This window comes from Aquimarina mycalae, from assembly GCF_029906345.1.
In the GTDB taxonomy this organism is placed as follows: Bacteria; Bacteroidota; Bacteroidia; order Flavobacteriales; family Flavobacteriaceae; genus Aquimarina.
On the sequence record NZ_JARYGY010000007.1, the window covers coordinates 365,631 to 386,139 of the forward strand.

The 20,509-nt window shown below is 32.0% G+C and carries 13 protein-coding genes; 7 read left to right on the plus strand and 6 right to left on the minus strand.

What is annotated here, in order from left to right:
* The first annotated feature begins 3 nt into the window (after window positions 1-3).
* From QBK95_RS18010 to QBK95_RS18020, 3 genes are all read left to right on the plus strand, one after another.
* Window positions 4-2,730 carry a CHAT domain-containing protein gene (locus tag QBK95_RS18010; protein ID WP_280935946.1) on the plus strand — a complete coding sequence of 909 codons (2,727 nt, stop codon included), beginning with the start codon at window positions 4-6 and terminating at the stop codon, window positions 2,728-2,730.
* A 270-nt stretch (window positions 2,731-3,000) separates the two neighbouring features.
* Window positions 3,001-3,237 (plus strand): hypothetical protein, encoded by a 237-nt coding sequence (locus QBK95_RS18015; RefSeq protein ID WP_280935947.1) that lies wholly within the window; start codon window positions 3,001-3,003, stop codon window positions 3,235-3,237.
* A 44-nt stretch (window positions 3,238-3,281) separates the two neighbouring features.
* On the plus strand, window positions 3,282-3,440 hold the full coding sequence (locus QBK95_RS18020) for a hypothetical protein (protein ID WP_280935948.1): 159 nt from the start codon (window positions 3,282-3,284) through the stop codon (window positions 3,438-3,440).
* A gap of 46 nt (window positions 3,441-3,486) precedes the next feature.
* On the opposite strand, the gene QBK95_RS18025 is transcribed toward QBK95_RS18020, so the two are convergent.
* Window positions 3,487-5,265 (minus strand): helix-turn-helix domain-containing protein, encoded by a 1,779-nt coding sequence (locus QBK95_RS18025; RefSeq protein WP_280935949.1) that lies wholly within the window; start codon window positions 5,263-5,265, stop codon window positions 3,487-3,489.
* 395 nt (window positions 5,266-5,660) lie between these two features.
* On the opposite strand from QBK95_RS18025, the gene QBK95_RS18030 reads away from it, so the two are divergent.
* From QBK95_RS18030 to QBK95_RS18045, 4 genes are read left to right on the plus strand one after another with little or no spacing between them, the layout of a single operon-like run.
* Complete coding sequence (locus QBK95_RS18030; RefSeq protein ID WP_280935950.1) at window positions 5,661-9,029, plus strand: RHS repeat domain-containing protein; 3,369 nt, start codon at window positions 5,661-5,663, stop codon at window positions 9,027-9,029.
* A 22-nt stretch (window positions 9,030-9,051) separates the two neighbouring features.
* Window positions 9,052-14,565 (plus strand): DUF6443 domain-containing protein, encoded by a 5,514-nt coding sequence (locus QBK95_RS18035; RefSeq protein WP_280935951.1) that lies wholly within the window; start codon window positions 9,052-9,054, stop codon window positions 14,563-14,565.
* Window positions 14,566-14,583: 18 nt separating this feature from the next.
* The gene (locus QBK95_RS18040) at window positions 14,584-15,366 is read left to right on the plus strand and encodes a hypothetical protein (protein ID WP_280935952.1); all 783 of its coding nucleotides are present in this window, start codon (window positions 14,584-14,586) and stop codon (window positions 15,364-15,366) included.
* Complete coding sequence (locus QBK95_RS18045) at window positions 15,345-15,989, plus strand: DUF4412 domain-containing protein (protein ID WP_280935953.1); 645 nt, start codon at window positions 15,345-15,347, stop codon at window positions 15,987-15,989. Before QBK95_RS18040 ends, QBK95_RS18045 begins: the two co-directional genes overlap by 22 nt.
* On the opposite strand, the gene QBK95_RS18050 is transcribed toward QBK95_RS18045, so the two are convergent.
* From QBK95_RS18050 to QBK95_RS18070, 5 genes are all read right to left on the minus strand, one after another.
* Window positions 15,982-16,806 (minus strand): hypothetical protein, encoded by an 825-nt coding sequence (locus QBK95_RS18050; RefSeq protein ID WP_280935954.1) that lies wholly within the window; start codon window positions 16,804-16,806, stop codon window positions 15,982-15,984. The genes QBK95_RS18045 and QBK95_RS18050 overlap by 8 nt on opposite strands.
* A gap of 479 nt (window positions 16,807-17,285) precedes the next feature.
* Entirely contained in the window at window positions 17,286-17,921 is a 636-nt protein-coding gene (locus tag QBK95_RS18055; RefSeq protein WP_280935955.1) for a DoxX family protein, read from the minus strand.
* 321 nt (window positions 17,922-18,242) lie between these two features.
* Window positions 18,243-18,716, minus strand: a complete 474-nt coding sequence (locus QBK95_RS18060; RefSeq protein ID WP_280935956.1) for a DUF6678 family protein — start codon at window positions 18,714-18,716, stop codon at window positions 18,243-18,245.
* 99 nt (window positions 18,717-18,815) lie between these two features.
* Window positions 18,816-19,343: a hypothetical protein gene (locus QBK95_RS18065; RefSeq protein ID WP_280935957.1), complete on the minus strand. Its 528-nt coding sequence runs from the start codon at window positions 19,341-19,343 to the stop codon at window positions 18,816-18,818.
* Between the two features lie 143 nt (window positions 19,344-19,486).
* A complete protein-coding gene (locus tag QBK95_RS18070) occupies window positions 19,487-20,344 on the minus strand; it encodes a T9SS type A sorting domain-containing protein (protein ID WP_280935958.1) in 858 nt (285 codons plus the stop codon).
* Between the last annotated feature and the right edge of the window lie 165 nt (window positions 20,345-20,509).

Here is a 20,509-nt window from a genome sequence, read left to right on the forward strand (position 1 = left end):
ATATTGTTAGTCAATAAAAAGAAATATCTTATCTATTTTTGGCTGCTTATAGGATGCATAATTCCTATAAGTGGCCAAAATTGTTATGTAAAATTTAAAGATCTTAAAGAGAAGAAAAAAGAGTTTAAAGTAGGAGAGATTAATGATCTCTTAAACTGTACAGCAGATACTACCCATATTATAGAAATTGCACATTTTTTTTCGGTACAGTATTACAAGAAAAAAAAATATAGCCTTGCTATAAAATATGCCAATATTGAGGTAAATCATTTCAATGATAAACAAAAAAGTACTGTTGCTTATGAAAATGCGCTATATAATTTAGGAAGATTTTATTTTAATAATAGAGAATTTACTAAGGGAGTTCGTTGTTTTAAAGATGTAATAGAAGCTAATATTACCCAAAATAAAGTGGCAAGATCCTATGGCGAGTTGGCTCAATATTATAGACGAAAAGGAGAGTTATATAAGGCGCTGGATTATTCTAAAAAGGGAATTTATTTATTGGAGACAGATCCAAATAAAAGTATCTCCTTAGAATCGAGTCTTTTATCATTATATATCAATACAACTATAATTTATGATGAATTAAGAACAAAATCCGCATCGTTAAACGGAATTGATTTGCTAAGACAAGCAGATAGTCTGATACAAAAAGAAAGACGATTGCTAATACAGACTAGGTTTTATTCATTAAATGCTGCCTATGCAAATTTATATGCTAATAAATATCTGAATGATTTTGATAAAGCTAAATATTATTATTTCCAAAATTTACGAAGAGCTATCGAACAGAAAGACTCGGCTGTAATTTCTAATTCATATGTTAATCTAGGAGAGTTGTATTATAATCATCAAAAGGATAGTGCGCTATTTTATCTACAGCGTAGTTTACTATTTAATAAAAATGATAAAATTCGAAAAGCTGAAAGCTATAGAAATATTTCCAATTACTTCAAAGAACAAGGAAATTATACATTAGCTTTAGAAAATATTAATAGCTCTTTGAGTTGGAGTTTTGGACAAAAAGGGAAGATTACTGACGATGGTCCTTCACAATTTCAATTGTTCGAAACAGCAGATAGAAGAGATGTCTTCAGAGCGATGCAAATCAAAATAAAAGTCCTCCACAAATTATACAAAAAAACCAAAGACCATAATTATTTAGAGCAGATACTAAGCACAGTATCTATTAGTGACAGGCTAGTAGCTATGATCATTGAAAATAGCTTTGAAATCAACACAAAATTACTTTGGCGGAAAGAAGCTTCTGAAATTTATGTTTTAGGGATACGAGCCGCATTTTTTTTGAAAGATGAGACTGCTATGTTCCGTTTTATGGAAAAAAATAAAGCCTTATTGCTAATACATGATATTAAAGAAAATACAATTCAATATGATTTGCCAAAAGAGTTACTTGATAAAAGAGTAACATTAAAGGAAAACATTTTAAACTTAGAGAGCAGAATACATCAGAATAAGGATTCCTATAGTAAGGAGAAAGATTCTTTATTCGAACTAAAAAAATATTACCAAGCTTTTAATGATTCTATTAATAAAGTAAATCCAAAGTATTTTGATAAAAAATTAAGAATAGAACCGTCTGCTCTTTCAGATGTAAAGGGAAAGTTAGATTCGGATACGGTAATTATTTCATATACCCTTGATGAACAAAATGTTGAAGAGAAAAGTGTATTTGGACTGGTTATAACACATAAAAATACATATAGTTTTAAAACAACAAATACCGATGATTTATTAGTTAATTTAGATCAGTATCGAAAGTTAATATCTAGACCTTTAAAAAAGAAAAAAGAACTAGTTTCTTTTAAGGACATTTCACACGCTATATACACGCAACTTTTTCCTGGAGATCATCTTAAAAAAATGATAAAGAATAAACATCTTGTGTTTATTCCTGATGTTGCTATGCAAAACATTCCGTTTGAAGCTTTTAATGTAAGTAAGGGATCATTAAAATATTTAATTGAGCAAAATGATATAAGTTATACGTATTCTGCGTCTTTTTTAGAGCATAACAGTAGAGCCAAAAGAAAGACGAGTGTTGATTTTATTGGATTTGCACCAATTCATTTTTCAAATTCGAATCTTCCTGCACTAAGAACTACCGAGGAAGAAGTTTTTTCAATTAATACTATTTTAAATGGAGAAGCATACTTGTCAGAACAGGCAAGTAAAGAAATGTTTATGAAAAAGAGCATGGACGCGAAGATTATACATTTGGCTACGCATGCAAATTCTGGAGAAAAGCCTGAGATTTACTTTTTTAAGGATACTATTAAACTTCATGAGTTATACACCTATAAAAATAATTCAGATCTTGTTGTGTTAAGTGCATGCCAAACCAGTCTGGGGAAAATTAATAAAGGCGAAGGGGTCTTTAGTCTCGCAAGAGGATTTTTTTATTCTGGAGCAAATACCGTTATTTCATCCCTGTGGAATGTTAATGATACTTCTACTTCCAGTATCATGAAAGACTTCTATGAGAGTTTAGATGCATCTTCCTCGAAAGTTAAAGCATTGAGCAATGCAAAACGCAAATATCTAAAAAAGCACTCATTGTCTGAGACATCACCTTATTATTGGGCTTCTTTTGTATTGATTGGAGATACAAATCAAACTTTTGAATACAACCTCACTCCATACTATATTATAGGTTTTCTGCTTATTATCTTCTTTAGTTTTATTTTTTTTAAAAAAAATGGGTAACAAATCATAAAAGTATGAAGAGTTATGAAAAATGAAGTTCATTTTGAAAGACTCGATACTACATGTTTGTAGCACTAATTTATGAGAGCAATCTGGTTTCTTAGGATAAAGAAGCACTGGATTTTCAAAAACAAAGTCATCTTTCTAATGTATCTCATTATAAACTTATATAAAAATTAGTTTTAGTTAAAGCTATTTTGTTTACGTATTGACACAAACCTTGAGTGTCATAAAATGTTCAGGGACTTAATCATTTTAAATTATTTACTTATGAAAAAATCATTGTTAAACTTAGGGAAAGCACTTAGCAAATCAGAACAAAAAGACATTCACGGAGGAAGAGGAGGTTTTGTGGCTTGCGGCTGTTCTTCGGATTATATTTTAGAAGGAGGAGAATACATAAACGGTAGCGAGTGTTCATTTGCTGCAAAAGGGACTGCTTGGGGAGATCCTTTTCCAGGAGGTCGTTGTTTAGGTAGTGTGCAAAACGGACAGTGCTGTGTTTAATAACAGGAGATGCATTATTAATAAATTAAATAACAATTTGTATAATGAAAAAATCAATTTCAGATTTCGGTAAAGCGCTAAGCAAATCGGAACAACAATTAATTAACGGTAAAGGCAATATCTATTGGTGTGCAGGAGGTAATTCACATACTACTAATCAATGGTGTCCCGTAAGATGTTTTATGGGGAATTGTCTTCTATAAAACAATACACAAGAGTCCTGAATCAGGACTCTTGTTTTTTTAGTGACTAAGATGTTTTATTGGTGTCGTTTTTCTCAAAAGAATTTTGTTTTTGTATTTCTTTAATAAAATGAGAAGGGTAAGCTCCTGTTTTTTTATGGAAGATTGAAGAAAAGGATTGGATACTATTAAATCCCACTTCTTTTGCAATAGATTCTATAGAGTAGCTTCTAAATTTAGCATCTGTTTTTAATCGTTCTACACAAAACTCAATTCGTAAATCATTCAGATAATTGGCAAAGTTTTTATTCTTAGTGGTATTGATGATTTTAGATAAATAAGTGGAGTTAGTTTTTAGTTTTTTAGCCACTTTGGCGAGAGTGATATCATTTTTTAGAAAACCTTGGTTCTTTTCAAAATTTTCTAGTTTTTTAAGGACATCTTTTGTGACTTCAACTGGTATTTCAATTTCTTTGGTTTTAGAGGTTTTTTTCTTCACATCGTTTTTAAGATATTGAATTTTTTTCTCAAAACTCAATTGATCTTTCAATCTCTTTTTTCTTTGATATAAAAATAAAATGGTAACAATTGTTAACGAGATAACGATGCTAAAAAGAATTAGTTTATTATAAGATGCATCACTATTACTTTCTATTTCTTGGATTAATCGATCTCTATCATTGATAAGTTTCGGAGTATCATATTTATTGATAATATCAATATTGAGTTTTCGTTGTTTTATACTAGAAATGCTATCAAGACTGATAAGTTTTTCCATAATTCTAAGCTGATTTGCTTGATCTCCAATAGATTTATAATGATCGATTAATAGAGGAAATGTACTTCTGTAATTATCAATATAATTGGAAACAGTAGTAATAGAATCTATTTTTTTAAGATATACAATAGCTTTATCAGGTTGGTCAAGTTTTAAATGTGTTTTGGCGATATATAAGTGACCTACTCGAATGTTTTGATAGCCTACATTTTTAGGCATTAATGCTACAGATTTAGATAAGGAATCTAAAGCAGTTTTATAATCCTCTTTAAAATAACTGGCAAGACCATAGCTTAATAAAATATTTGGGTAAGAGAATTTTACTCCCTGTGAAGTACAGAAACGGATTCCTTTTTTTGCATAAAAATGTGCAGAATCGGGTATTCTTTTTCTGTTATAAGAATCTGCTAATTGATGTAATGTACCAGAATAAAATTCTCCGTAGTCGTTTAGAGTATCCTGAGTCAAAATGTATTCATAGTTTTTTTGGAATGCTTTTAAAGCTTCATCGTGCCTGCCCAATTTGTTTTTTAATAAGGCAATGTTATGTTGCATCGCAATTTTAAAAAAAATATTGTTTTTTTCTTCAGCATAGGTCAATGCTATAATATACGAATCAAGAGCTTTGTCGTAATTCCCTAATCGATTATGCATTATACCTTTATAGGTATATCCTCTCATAGGGTAATATTCGTTACTATTTAGTTCGGTGAGTGTGATAATAGAATCAGAATATTTCAGACCTAAGGAATTATTATATTGATAAGTTTTAACAAAAAGTCGATATCCGTTGGCTATTTCTAAAGTATCTCTCTTTCTTTTTGCTTTTGATAAATATGTCTGTGCGATATTTTTCGCTTTAATAGAATCTTCAAAAATCAATTCGTTTACTTGCTGTAATTCATCAAACTCTTTTTGTAGTTCTTTAAAAGTTTTATGTTTTAACGAATCCTGATATTGCGATCGCTCTTGAAATAAAAATGAAAAAGGAATTAAATCATTAAATCCTTCTTTTCCATATGTGTTTAGGAGATTTAAAAAAATAGCCAAAAGAAAAATTACCCTCATAAATATCTTCTATTCGTGTCTAAAAATCACGCTATGATAGGTATAATTTTGATAAAATTAAACATCGAAGAGAGAATTTTGTAATACTTAATCATTTAGACACGGATGTTTTTAATGTTATTGTTTTTAGTAGGTTTAGACCGCTAATTAACGGTAAATAGTGTACTCAAAATTTATAAATTATTAGTTATTTTCTTTGTATTCAATGAGGATTTACTCATACATTTGACTCCGAAAAAAAAGTAATGCTATTTATGCAAAAAAAGAATTAAATGACTTGCCTGAACCAATGAGGAAATAAAATTCATGGTAACATTTTTCTTTTTAAAGACATTAATAGTAGGAATATACTAATTCATCACGAGGCTTTACTCAACAATAAAATTCACCACTTTATGAAAAAACTCTTTGTTTTTACACTGGCAATGGTATGCACTCTTGCCACTGCTCAGGAATTACCTGATGTTACTCCAATATCTCCAGAAGCAGCTTCTATTGCTAAGTACGGACAAGTTCCAGTAGGTTTATTTACTGGCACTCCACAAATTAATGTTCCAATCTATACCTTTAAGTCTGGATCATTAACAGTTCCAATCAGTCTTAATTATAGCTCAAATGGTATTCGTGTTGATGAATATGCATCGTCTGTAGGATTGGGTTGGAACCTTTCTGCAGGAGGCGTAATTACTCGATCGGTTAATGGTCAAAGAGACGAAAATCAATATGTCCCAGCAAAGGATGTGAATTTGGATTCAAGTGTAAATCAATACAATTTTGTAGTAGCTGCAACTGGATCTGGAAATAACGCAGTAGATACCCAGCCAGATATTTTTTCGTTTAATTTTAATGGATATAGCGGTAAGTTTTATTTGGATGATAATTCTTCGTCATTTTGGAGCAGAAATGTAGTTTTTTTGGAGCCATCTCCTTTAAAAGTGGAATTGTTAAATGTTCATCCAGAAACTCATTTTAAGATAACAGATCCTAGCGGAGTAGTATATTACTTTGGTGGCGAAAATGCTATTGAAAAATTTAGATACGATGCAACTAATCAAGCAGGTAATCCTGAGATTCCTGCAAGTGTGGCTTCAGCTTGGTACTTAACCAAAATTATACATACATCAGGAGAAGAAGTTTTATTTTCTTATCAAACAGGAGGAAGCATATATAAAAATAGTATTTCACAAAGTGTTACAAGAGAAGATAGATTAATAAATTATCAAGGATTGCCTAATTATTGCGCACCAGGAACCAGTGACACGGCTTATTTAAATATTGCTATTGGGAACTTTTGTTATGTGTCAGAAATAAGCTCTTCTAATTCAGGAAAGGTATTGTTTACGTATTCGCAAAAAGCAAATATGCCCGACAATTTCAAGAAGTTAGATAAAGTAGAAATTAGAGATATACATAATACTAATATTAAAAGCTTTGATTTAACGTATTTAATTACCGAGGCTACAGGACCAATAAATCAAGATATAACTCAAGAAGAATATTATAAAAAAAGGTTCTTTCTTTCTTCTGTTTTAGAAAAATCAAATTCAGGAGAAACCGATATAAATCCTTATGTATTCGAATATGATCATCCTGACGAATTACCTTCTCGTTTTTCTTACGCACAAGATTATTGGGGGTTTTATAACGGGAAAAATACAAACAGAAATTTGATAGATCAGAAATCCATTGATAAGATTTCGGGAAATTTTGTGTTGTATAATGCGCTTAATGATTTTGAAGCAGCTGATCGATCTCCAAGTCCAGATTATACAAAAAAAGGAATATTATCTAGAATTATATATCCAACTAAAGGAAGCAATAGTTTTTCTTATGAAGGACATGCTTATTATGGACCAGTGACAATAGATCCTCCGAATACAGTGCTTAGAGCAGAAGTGAATAATCCCTCTGTAATGAGTAATAGTTTAGAGATTCATGATGTAAAATATGCTCATGAAGGAATAGTGTCTTTTACCGCTAATCTTGATGATTTTGTTGGAGATATTAATGGTGGAGATAATCCACTTGATTTTAATATCGCTGAGATTCGAATCTATGATATTACCAATGGTACTCCAATTTTACAACCTATTTACTTTACTTCTGATATTAATTTCTGGAATCCTTTTACCACGCCTTATGGAATTAATAGCACTAATTTTAATGATAATGTTATAGTAAAACTAGAGAAGGATCATGACTATCGTTTTGAAATAAGTTTAGATTCACATTATAGTATGTCTCATATACAGTTATCTTATAAGGATGCGGTGCCAACAGTAGTTCAACAAAATATTCCAGTAGGAGGATTGCGTATTGCAGAAGTAAATACATTGAATGGAGAGGGGAAAACAGAATTTAAAAAATATCATTACGGAGATTTGAATTGTTTGGATTGTGATTCAGGGAGTGTCATTGCAAGAAATATAGAACCTTTAATTACTAAATCAGAAAAAGTCTTTTGTCATTTTACCGTATTTAGTGGATGTGTTTCTGTAGAATGTGGTACTACTACCTTATCTTCTAATACAGCATTTTCTTTGTTTGGTACACAAGGATATCATATTGGATATCGAAATGTAATTGAAGGATTTGGAGAGAATTTTGAAGGAGGAGCCATTGAGCATCAGTATGAAGGAGATTTTAGTATAGAACCTAATGTTGCAGTACTTGGAGAGTATATTCCTGGATTACCCTATAGTACGTTTTTTGGATTTGGAAGAGAGTTGAAGAAAATATGGTATGCGAAAGAAGAGAATCAGTTTATCAAGATTCAGGAAATTAGTAATGAATATACACATAGATCTGACTTAGATAAGAATACAACGGTTTATTCAGTTAGACAGAGAATGATTCCAGTACCAGAATACACCTATGTTTCTGATCCAGAAAATTTTACAGTTGAAAACCGATGGTTTGAAATCAGTCAGTATACTTTAAAACGTCAATGGCATACAATGAGTAAACGTATCTCTGTAAATTATGGTCGTAATGGAGAAAACCCGATTACTACTACAGAGAATTTTTTCTATGATAATTCCCAACATCTACAGCAAACTAGAACAGAAACTACCAATAGTAAAGGTAGATTGATCAAAACCCAAATGACCTATCCTCAGGATATTCCTATAGCGAGTAGAACAATAGCAGAACAAAAATTGGTTGATCTTCATCAAATTGCGCTGCCAATTGACGTAATCACTTCAGAAAAAGAAGGAAGCGCTACTAAGACAACATCTAATGTGCATACCGAATACCATGATTGGGGTAGTAACCTAATACTTCCTAAAGAGGTAGCAACATCAAAAAAGACAAATGCTTTAGATCTAAGAGTGACGTATAATTCATATGATTCATACGGAAATCCTCAAGAAGTGTCTAAAGCAAATGGAGCTCCTATTGTATATATATGGGGATATCATCATCAATATCCAGTCGCCAAATTAGAGAATATAACCTACGATGAGATACAGAGTTATGTAGCAGATATTCAAACCAAATCGGATGCAGATATTGATCGTACGATTGGAAATCAGGGAACAGAAGGTGCTTTACGACAAGCATTAGATGATTTGCGAAATGCATTACCTGATGATGTGATGGTAAGTACCTATACCTATGATCCTATGGTTGGAGTAACCAGTATGACAGATCCTAGAGGATATACCATGTATTATGAGTATGACGAGCATCTTCGATTGCAATATGTAAAAGACGAAGATGGCAAATTGATCTCAGAAAATACATATCACTACAAAAACTAATTCAACCAAAAAGTAAGAAGACATGCAAAACAAACTATATATAATTGTATTCCTGCTATTGGTAGGATTTACAGCACAAGCACAGATCACTGATGAACCAATAGATGGTGGCGGTGGTACTACCCGATACTACTATGATGGTGATAATGATAATTATGGGAATCCAAATTCTAATTGGCTAAGTTCTCCAGCTAATGGATATGTGCCTAATAACACAGATTGTAACGATAATGATGCAGGAATTAATCCCACTACCAGATGGTATAGAGATGTTGATGGAGATGGTAGAGGAAGAACAAATCCGTATGTAATTCAATGTGTTCAACCATCTGGATATGTACGATACAATGATGACATTGATGATACTAATAATTTAATTACTCACATTACACCTCAGACCTTTTATAGAGATGCAGATGGTGATGGTTTTGGAGACCCTGCTGTAACAACATATCGCAGTGTTAGGCCAAGTGGATATGTAATCAGTAATAGTGATTGTAACGATAATAACGCTTCAATTAACCCTAATCTAGTATGGTATCGCGATGCAGATGGTGACGGATGGGGAAATAAGAATGTTACTAAAATACAATGTACAAAACCATCTGGCTATGTGAGTAATGATGATGATATCAATGATAGTGCTAGCCTGATTACCAATATTACTCCTCTAAATTTTTATAAAGATGCTGATGGAGATGGTTATGGTTCACCAGCTGCAAGTGATAAAATATATGCTAGTGTACAGCCTGCAGGGTATGTAACAAATAATCAGGATTGTTGGGATAGTGATGCTGCTATAAACCCTAATACTGTATGGTATAAGGATGGTGATGGAGATGATTTTGGAACACCAGGAACTACCTTTACGGGTTGTGATCAACCTTTAGGTTATGTATATAACAATAGTGATTGTAATGATAGTAATGCAGCGATTAACCCTGATACGGTTTGGTATAGAGATGTTGATGGAGATGGTAGAGGAGCCACTGCTCCTATAAAGACACAGTGTGTTCAACCATCAGGTTATGTTTTTTATAATGATGATCTTGATGATAATAATGTCTTAATCACCAATATTCCTCCAAGAAATTTTTATAGAGATATTGATGGTGATGGATTTGGTAATCCTAATGATACAAAATATCAAAGTGGACCACCAAGTGGATATATCCCAGTTTCAGGAGATTGTAATGATACTAATGAAGATATAAACCCTAATACATATTGGTATGAGGATTCGGATGGAGATGGTTGGGGAAACCAGAATGTTACACAGAGGCAATGTACGCAACCATCAGGATATGTAGCTAATGATGATGATCTTGATGATAGTACGGAGTTTATTACGAATATTACACCGAGAAGTTTTTATAAAGATGGAGATGGAGATGGATATGGATCTCCTGCAGTCAGTGATATTGGAAACTTTAGTTTTCAACCTGATGGTTATGTAACTAATACAGATGATTGTGTTGATGATAATCCTGAGATTAATCCTGATACAATTTGGTATTTGGACGGAGATGGGGATGATTGGGGTATTAATACCGTTTCTGTACAGCAATGCGATCAACCTTTGGGTTATGTAATTAAAAGTGGAGATTGTGATGATGATGCTGAAGAAATTAATCCTGATACAATCTGGTATCTGGATGCTGATAACGATGGTTTTGCTATTAGTACGATCAATCAATGTACATCTCCAGGAATAGGGTATACTCGTAATGTATTGTTAATAACGGATTGCGATGATGATAGCCCTGAGATTAATCCTGATACGACCTGGTATCTGGATGCAGATGGCGATGGTTTTGCAATTAGTACCATTAAGCAATGTACATTACCAGGAACGGGATATACACGTAGTATATTACCAATTACAGATTGTAATGATACTAGCTCAAACATTAACAGTAATACGATTTGGTATGCAGATATCGATGGAGATGGTTATGGAGACCCTAATGGATCAACCCTACAACAATGCACGCAACCTGTTGGATATGTGTTGAATAATACGGATCAGTGTCCTAATGATGCAAGTTTGCAACAAGGCTGCCAATCCACTTCTGATGGGTTGAGTTTATCGAACGAAAATTATGTATTTTCTAGATCGTTTCAGCAGGAGATGTCTTCATCGGATCAAATAGATGCTAGTGATGATGTGATCGAGAGTGTAACCTATTTTGATGGATTAGGACGTGCGAAACAACAAATAGCAATCCAAGCAGCTCCTAATCAACATGATATTATTACGCATATGGAGTATGATGTATTGGGTAGACAAGTGAAATCACATTTGCCTTTTTCCAGAAATACGCCTGCTGGTAGTTATAAAGCCGTGGATATCATCAATGATATCAATACCTATTATAAATCTACCTATGCTAATGACTTTGAAGGTGTTCAAGCCAATAATGCTGATTTTAATGCCTATTCAGAAAGTGTGTTTGAAAATTCACCGCTAAATAGAGTTGTAGAACAAGGTGCGCCAGGTACAGCTTGGAAAGCAGATCAGAACAGTGATACAGATCATACGATCAAGTTTGATTGGAAATCTAATAGTGTAGATGAAGTGCTACGTTTTGATGTGACTTTTAAGTATAATAATACAGAAATACCTGAGCTGATTAAAAGCGAAAACAACTATGCTGTCAATGAGTTGTATGTAACCATCACCAAAGACGAAAACTGGAAACCAGCAGATGGTAATAATCATACAACTAGAGAGTATAAAGACAAGCAAGGTAGGGTTGTTTTAAAAAGAACCTATAATGAAGGAATTGTACACGACACCTATTATGTGTATGATCGATTTGGGAACCTAACCTTTGTGATTCCTCCTAAAGTAACGGTAGCAGATGGTGTATCGGATACTGAACTTGCCGAATTATGTTATCAATATCGATACGATAAACGAAATCGACTGATAATAAAGAAAATCCCAGGAAAAGGAGAGGAGTATATCATATACAATGCATTAGATCAACCTGTATTGACACAAGATGCAAATCAAAGAAAAGTAAATTCTGGAAAACTCTATGACTATTGGTTGTTTACCAAATACGATGCACATGGCAGAGTTGCTTATACTGGTAGAATTACGAATAATGCCAATCGTAATATATTGCAAAGTAGAACACAATCCACATCCTATAAACAATATGAGTCTAAAAGTACCACTCCTTTTACAGTGTATGGAGTAGATGTGCATTATACCAGAGCAGCATACCCAACCAGTATGCAAAATATATATACGATAAATTACTATGACACCTATGATTTTGATATTGTAGGATTGGTAAATCCAGGTGTGGTATATGGAGAAACTATATCAAACCGCACAAGATCGTTGCCTACAGGTACTAAGGTACGTGTGTTAGATACCAATGATTGGATAACTACAGTAACCTATTATGATAGTAAAGGAAGGCCCATCTATGTAGCCAGTAAAAATGAATACCTCAATACCATCGATATTGTGGAAACCAAACTGGATTTTGCGGGCAAGGTAGTAGAAACCAAAACTACACATACCAAAGGGAACAATGCGTCCATTGTAACGATTGATACCTTTACCTATGATCATGTAGGTAGGTTGCTAACACAAGTACAAAAGATCAATGATCAGACAAAAGAACAAATCGTTAGTAATACCTATGATCCGTTAGGGCAATTGATCAGTAAAAAAGTTGGCGGTATTTCGACTCCACTTAGTGCAAGTGAAGGCGGATTACAAACTGTTGATTATACGTACAACATACGTGGTTGGTTAACGCAAATCAATAATCCAGATAATTTGGGCAATGATTTGTTTGCTTTTGGGATCAATTATAATACAACGACCGAAAACTTAAATGCAGAGAAGTTGTATAATGGTAATATCAGTGAGACCATCTGGAAAACAGCCAATGATAATACAAGGAGAGCGTATGGATACCAATATGATGCACTAAACAGAATCAAAAACGGAACTAGTAATGATGGTAATTATAACTTATCGCAGGTTAGTTATGATAAAGTAGGAAATATTCTATCCTTAGATAGAAAAGGGCATATCAATGAAGGAGCAACAAGTTTTGGTAATATGGATTTACTATCATATACCTATGATGTAGGAAACAAGTTGCTTAAAGTAACAGATACCGCTAATAAAACCTACGGTTTTAAAGATGGCACGAATACCAATGATGATTTTGAGTATGATGTTAATGGGAATATGATCTTAGATCGTAATAAGGGGATCACAGAGATTACCTATAACCATCTGAATCTACCAACTAAGGTTTCAATTGACAATAGCCAAACATCTGGTAATATTGAGTATATTTATGATGCCACTGGAGTAAAACAGAAAAAGATTACGACAGAAGGAAGTTCTTTAACAACAACGGAGTATGCTGGTAATTATATCTATAAGAATAGCATGTTAGAGTTTTTTAATCAACCAGAAGGGATAGTAGAAAAAGAAACTGATGGGTATAAATATGTTTACCAATTCAAAGATCATCTAGGTAATATAAGACTGTCTTACAAAGATGCCAATAAAGATGATAGCATTACCCAAGATGAGATTGTACAGGAAAAGAATTATTATCCGTTTGGACTCAAACATAAAGGGTATAATAACGTGATTTCAGGAACGCAAAATAATTTTAAAACGTTTAATGGTCAAGAATTAGAAGAATCTCTTGGTTTAAATGTATATGAAATGCCTTTGCGTTTTTATGATCCAGCCATTGGTAGATGGAATAGACCTGACCCAATAACACATTTTGAATTATCTCCATATAATGGAATGGATAATAATCCAATAAAAGGTTCTGATCCAACTGGAGCTGATGTTATAGAAATAGAAGGAGGATATAAATTTACAGGTGAAGATGCACAAGCTGCGTTTTTAGCACTTACATCTGGACCTGGAGATAAAGATAAAAAGAAGAAGAAAAAGAAAAGAAATAGTACTCCAGACGCACCTCCTACAACGGGTAGTAAGTATGCTCTTATGGGGGCAGGATATGCATATGCTTATTCACAAAATCTATATCAAAGAGAGGCTGCTAGGCAAGGAAGAGATTCTCTTACCGAAGAAGAAATGGATCAGATTGATATTGACCAAGGTGGATCTGCATTTGACATGCTGTTTACAGTTGGAGGAGGAACAAAAGGTCTGTCGTGGTTATATAGAACGCTTTTTGCTAGTTCTAAATTCAGTAAACTTAAGTACGCAGGCAAGTATGGTTTTGATTCTTATAACAAGTTAAAAAAGCTAACGGCTGGGAAAGGTGTTGAAGTACATCATTTGTTGGAACAGCGATTTGCAAAAGTTTTAGGACTAAAACCGGGTCAGATGAAATCTATAGTATTATCTCCTTCCGAGCATCAAGCATTTACTAATGCATGGAGAAAAGCAATTCCTTATAGTAATTCTAGTTCTGCTATAAATACGGCAACAGCAACTAAAGCCCAAATACAACAAGCTGCTCAACAGATTTATAAAAGTTACCCAGAAATACTTAAACAATTAAAATAATTGTGTAATATTTGGATTATGAAAATAAAACATCGAATAAGCAATAATTGGGAGTCAAACCAATCTAAAATTATGCAAAAACATGGTTTTAGTGTTGAAGGATTTGACTCAATCGAAATAGAGGAGAATAATGTTTATTTTGAAATAAAACCTTATTTAGATAAATGGAATGCAATGGATATAAGATATCCAGAGTTTACAAAAAAAGAAATTAAAGATTCATTATTGTCTGCTAAAAATGGGAGTCACAATCATGGGTATCCAATGCCTGATGATGATTTAGGTTATTTAAACTTAACTTATGATTTAACAAATTATTGTGAATCTTGTGGGATAGGTTTAAAACAAAAAGATTCTTTTAGAATTAAAAATACTCCAAAAGAAGGTAAGAAAAGGATGTTTCAATTAATATGGGTTAATGATGAAATTTTTGTAGACACCTCATTGTTTAATGAAGTCTTTAAGCCTCTAGGAATTAAAAGTAAAAAGGTATTAAAATATAAAAAGGAAATTGCGTTTGAAAATGTAGTCCAACTAGTAATTCCAGAAACTGAAGAAAATTTAAACCTCAAGGATAATCCTAAAGAAGACTGCTGTGAGTGTAATAATTGGAAGTATCAGCCAATGCCTCAAGGGTTTTATCCTAACTATTTAAATACTATTGCTCCTATTTTTAAAAGCAAAGAGTATTTTGGTAGTGGGGCTTCAGCCTTCAAAAGAATTTTTATTGTAAAAGAGTTAAGAGATAAACTTATAGAATTAAAAATAGAGAAAATAAATTGGTACGTACCCACAAAATAGTTTTATTACTAGCATTGATATCTTTTACCTTTAATACTTTTTCTCAAGAAATAGTTTTTGAAGGAGAAATAGTTTATGATTTTCATTTTAAAGATAAAACAGGAAAAATGACTGAATCTGCTTCTAAAAAAATAATGGGAACAGAGCAATCATATTTTTTTAAAGAAAATAATTATAGGTCTGAAATGAATGGAGAAATGAATTTCACTCAATTTTATCATGGGACCGATACATTGTATTTCTCAATGAATAATTCAAATGCAGTTTTTTATACTGATTGTAGTATTCCTGATGATAAAGTTTTATCATTTAAGATTAAAAAAGCAAACAAAACGATAAACAATTATATTTGTGATTTACTTGAGATTGTCTCTGAAGCAGGGACTACTTATTACTATTTTTCTGAACAATTAAAAACTAGTCCTACCTTTTTAAAAAATCATAAAAAAGGACTTTGGTCTTTCTTCCTAGATAAGACAAGAGGTTGTTTACCAATTAAGATTATAGCTGATTATAAAAGCTCTAAAATGGAAATTTCTATAAAAAAAGTAGAAGAAAAGAAGTTAGAGGATTTTATTTTTGAAATACCGAAGGGTTTACCCTTAATAGAAAATCCTAATTAATCTGAAGATGAACATGGTCGTCGTGTCTTACGGCACGACAGCCATGAAATCTTATTTTATTGTTTTGTAAGTTCATTCTTGTTTTTAAATGTGGTTCAATAAAAATCTTTCCTGTACTTTTTTCTTTCAACATTAATTGAATCATTGATTTAGTTCGATTTGAATCAAAAACCATATCGTCTTTATTCCATTGAGGTACAAATTTATCTAAAATACTATATTGCCAAAAACCCTTATTTTCACAATTTTTAGGAGCGTTATATTCTCCGTGTTTAGGTTCTTCAAAAACTCCATATCCCATAAATGAAGGTGCTTTTCGATTTAACTCATCTCCTAATTTGTTCTTATAGAAAAAAGCAACATCTAATTTCTTGCCATCATTATGGCTTAAATGAGGAAGTAATGGAAATCCATTATAAAAAGGGAAGTTAGCATCTAAATAACTTAAAATTGTATTTGGATATTTCTTACTCATCTTCTTTGCCACACTCTTTATATTTTGTTTTAATTCAGGTCTAACATAATGCCTGTTCAAAACACAAGTCATTATATTTAATGGTTTTAGATTTTTATTTGAGAATACAGGCAAAGCCTCTCTACCGTAACTTTTAGCTATTGGAGGAACAATAAGAATTGAAAAGAAAAAATACACTACAGTAAAAATGCCACAAAAAAATAGTTTTCTATTTAAACGTATCTTCTTTATAAGAGATATTTTAATAACTAGAGATATTATATATACGACTCCACCTACTTGAGTAATAGCAGTTAATAATAATATCAATATTATATGAATTAGAATTTTTAGTATTTTCATAATCTATTGCAATAACGTAAAATCTTAATTAAAATTTCAATAAAAAACACCTAAGCTGTCGGTGTTGAACTTGATTTATATGGAACATTAAAAAGTAGCTTCGATTCTTTTTTTGAAAGCTCAAAAAAGAGAATTGATAGGATAAAATCTGAAGGGAATGATTCTATTGAAAATATAGAAAGCTTTAAAAAAGTATTTAAACAGAGGGAAGGAATAACAATATCATCAATACATGGAGTAAAAGGTGCAGAATATGATACCGTTATCGCTTTTGGAATTCTTCAAGGATATGTTCCTCGCATACACCATATGCAATCTGGCATAGCCCAGCGATGATGTACATTTCTCAAAGGGCGGGAATCGAGCGGTAGCGAGATGTAGCAATTTGAGTTCACCTTTAGGTGAATTGTACATCATCGGTTTGGCTATGCGCAGTGTCCCGAAGGGCATTGAGTATAGGTGTTGTTGTGCGTAGTTTATTATTTTTCTATTGAATTTTCATATTCTTTTAAGCATTCATCTAATGGCTGACCTTTACTATGAATACACTCACAAAACTGAAATCCAGCAGCTTCATTTTTAGTATTCTCAAATTGCTTTTTACAATCTGACAATGAATTTCTTGGCATTACATCATATCCAAATAGAGCAAATAAAATTGTTAGAGCAACGGTAATAACTACTCCAGAGAAAAACAGAAATGGAAATTTTGTGCTGTATTTCTCTGGTTTCAGGACTATTCCAATGTCTGAGAATTGTCTAAAGGGTAAGATGTATCTTAATCTATCATAGTTCCATACAAGGAGATACAAATTGGCAAGAACCATTAAAGGAGAGGTCACAATAGAACCTTCAAAACGAATTGCATAGGACAGTAACCAAATATTTACAATAATTGGAAAGTAAAGCAATGCGCCCAAAGTCACAGTTCTAGGTATTAGCAACAAAACAGCTGCAACAACCTGAGCAATTCCAATGAATGTATAATAATAACCTGTGTGATGTAATGCTTCCAAATAAGCACCCATTGGATGAATATCTGATAAGCCACTTGCGAATCTTTCACCCAAAATTTTTACCATTCCAGCAACGATAAAAGCATAGGCTAATGACAATCGACAGAAGATTGAAAACAACCAATACCATCTATTACACTTTATTTTGAGATAGAATTGTTCGAATGTTGGTATCGTGTTCAATTGATTGATGTTTCTTTAATTACGCACAACGGACTTGTGTATGGAACGTAGCGTGTAAAAAGACACTAACATTTCGGATTAACACAGAGCCGAATTTTTATATTTTGTTTTTAATTTTTATATTTTTAAAAGCCAAATTAAAAATTTGGCAGTCTTTGTAAACAGTCATAAACCTTTTGTTTTAGCACGTATTAGCTATGTTTTATACACCTTGTTGTGCGTTCGTTTTTTTTAAGCCTATTTTTTCGAATATCCATAAATAAATATGCCTTTTTCAGTTTCCTCATGTTCAATTAACTTCCCTGTAGCTAAGCACTTTTTCAATTTATTCATTTCTTGATTCTCAATTCTTGGTTCTAAAATTTCATTTCGATTACTCCTTTCATAAATTCTTTGAGAAGGAATGAAAATATATTCTATTTCTTTTAATTCACAAGTTCCCCAATACTGTTCAAGATATTTTCCATTTATAAAATCAGTTTTATCTGGTATAGAAAAGGAGCGTAATTTTTTATCAATTAAAAATTTTACAAATGTCTCATAATCACAATCAAGATCCTTTATTTTGGAGAATAAATATTTCCATTTAGTGTCATTCATAAAACTTGTTCTTTCAGCAATTTCTTTGCTTAGCTTTTTGTTATATCTAATGGAGAACTTATTTTCTTCACTCATATTTTTTATTCCATTTTCAATTTCTGACTTTAACAATGGAGTTTTTTTCTAATGACGCACAACGTTCCGGCTAAAATGCCGTGCAACGGTTAGGTTGGTTGGACATGCATTTTAGCCATTGTTGTATGTTCGTTTTTATTCAGAAATATCTATTATTTCTAGGTTTTGTTCAATTATTTGCCTTTTAGTTCTTCTTTCATTTTCTCTAATAGGAAATATTGATTTTGCTAATTTGTCTACCAGATCGTTTTCGTTTTCTTGCGAAATAATTAAATGAATTGTATCATTTCCCTTTTTCCTATAATCCATTTCATTTAAACACAACCTGATTATTTCAAATTTCCAACGCTCTTCCATATCTTCAATTTCTTCTAACACCAGTAATGAGTTATTTTCAGAAATCCAACCCCTATGAAAATCCCAAATAGCATTCCCATTATAACTCTTTGATTCATACCAAGGTTTATAAAGCTTCATTTTCTTCATACTATCAAAGTAATCATCAAATAATTTCATTTTTGAAGGAAAACGATATGTTTCGTAATTTGAAAGTCGGATTAATTTAGTAACAAAGTTCTTTCTTTCAATCTCTGTTTTACCAACAATTACTAGATGTTTTTTTTTCAATATTTCTTTTAGATTCTCCACTTTATAGAATGACACACAACGGTTGTGTGTATGATTAGTTGCGTGTTTTAAGCACTAATGTTAGTAAATAAATCACAGATGAAAGTCGGCAAGGACTTTCGTAAGTAAGCTAAAACCAGCAATTAATTATACACGTTGTTAGCAAACGTTTCAGTTGTTTATTCTTTTATAAATTTAATTGTGTTTCCATCTTCAAATTTTAAAAAGTATATCCCATTATTTAAGTTTTGAACGTCAATTTTTTCATTTTTAGAAATTGTTCCTTTTTTTGTTTCTGCACCTAGAACATTATAGATTTTATAGTTAGCAGTTTTAGTTAAACCTGAAATTTTAATAAAATTAACTGTTGGATTAGGAAAAATATTTAATGCAGGTTTTTCATTAAAAGAGTTAATGGATAAAGTGCCATTAATGCCTACTAATTTAATATTATCTATACCACTAAAATCTGCACTACCGTCTTGTATAGCTTTAATTCTTAAACGAACAAATGAAGTACCATTAGGAATAACTGTGTTAACAGTTGTCCATGCTAATGTGCTTTTATTCAAATCAATTCCTCCAACAGTACCGTCGTTTGCTGTGTTGTCTGCAAAAGAAGATGTGTTGTCTAAAAGAATTTCATATTTAATAAAATCAGAAGAATCAAATCCGTTTGTAAAATAGTCGAAGCTTAAGGTCATATCAGTTAAGTTGCTAACGTCAATAGCTTCAAAAGTAATTGTGTGATAAAACGAACCACCACCGTTAGTATTATTTAAATCTTGTGTGCCAAAAAACAAATTACCGTCACTTGGGGCATCAATATCACCTGTGAATTCTTCTATTACTCCCCAAACATCTTCTGAACCACTAACAATTAAATGACCTTCAGTATTGTAAGTTGTAGGATTTAGTGTGAAATCCCAATTGTCTGAAGTTGCAGATTCAAAAGATTGAGCAAATTGAGTTGATTGCGCATTTGATAGTGTAATTCCTAAAAGGAACAAGGTGTAAATAGTAATTGTTTTTTTCATTTGTTCGTTGTTTTAATTGTTAAATTTGGTTTTAATGTTTGCTAACGTTTAATATATGTGTCGTAGCAGAGCAAAATGTTACCTTACTTTTTGATTTTTCTGCGCATTGGTTGCTAACTTTTACTTTCTGCAAACATTGCGCCTTACCAAATATACAAGAACCAT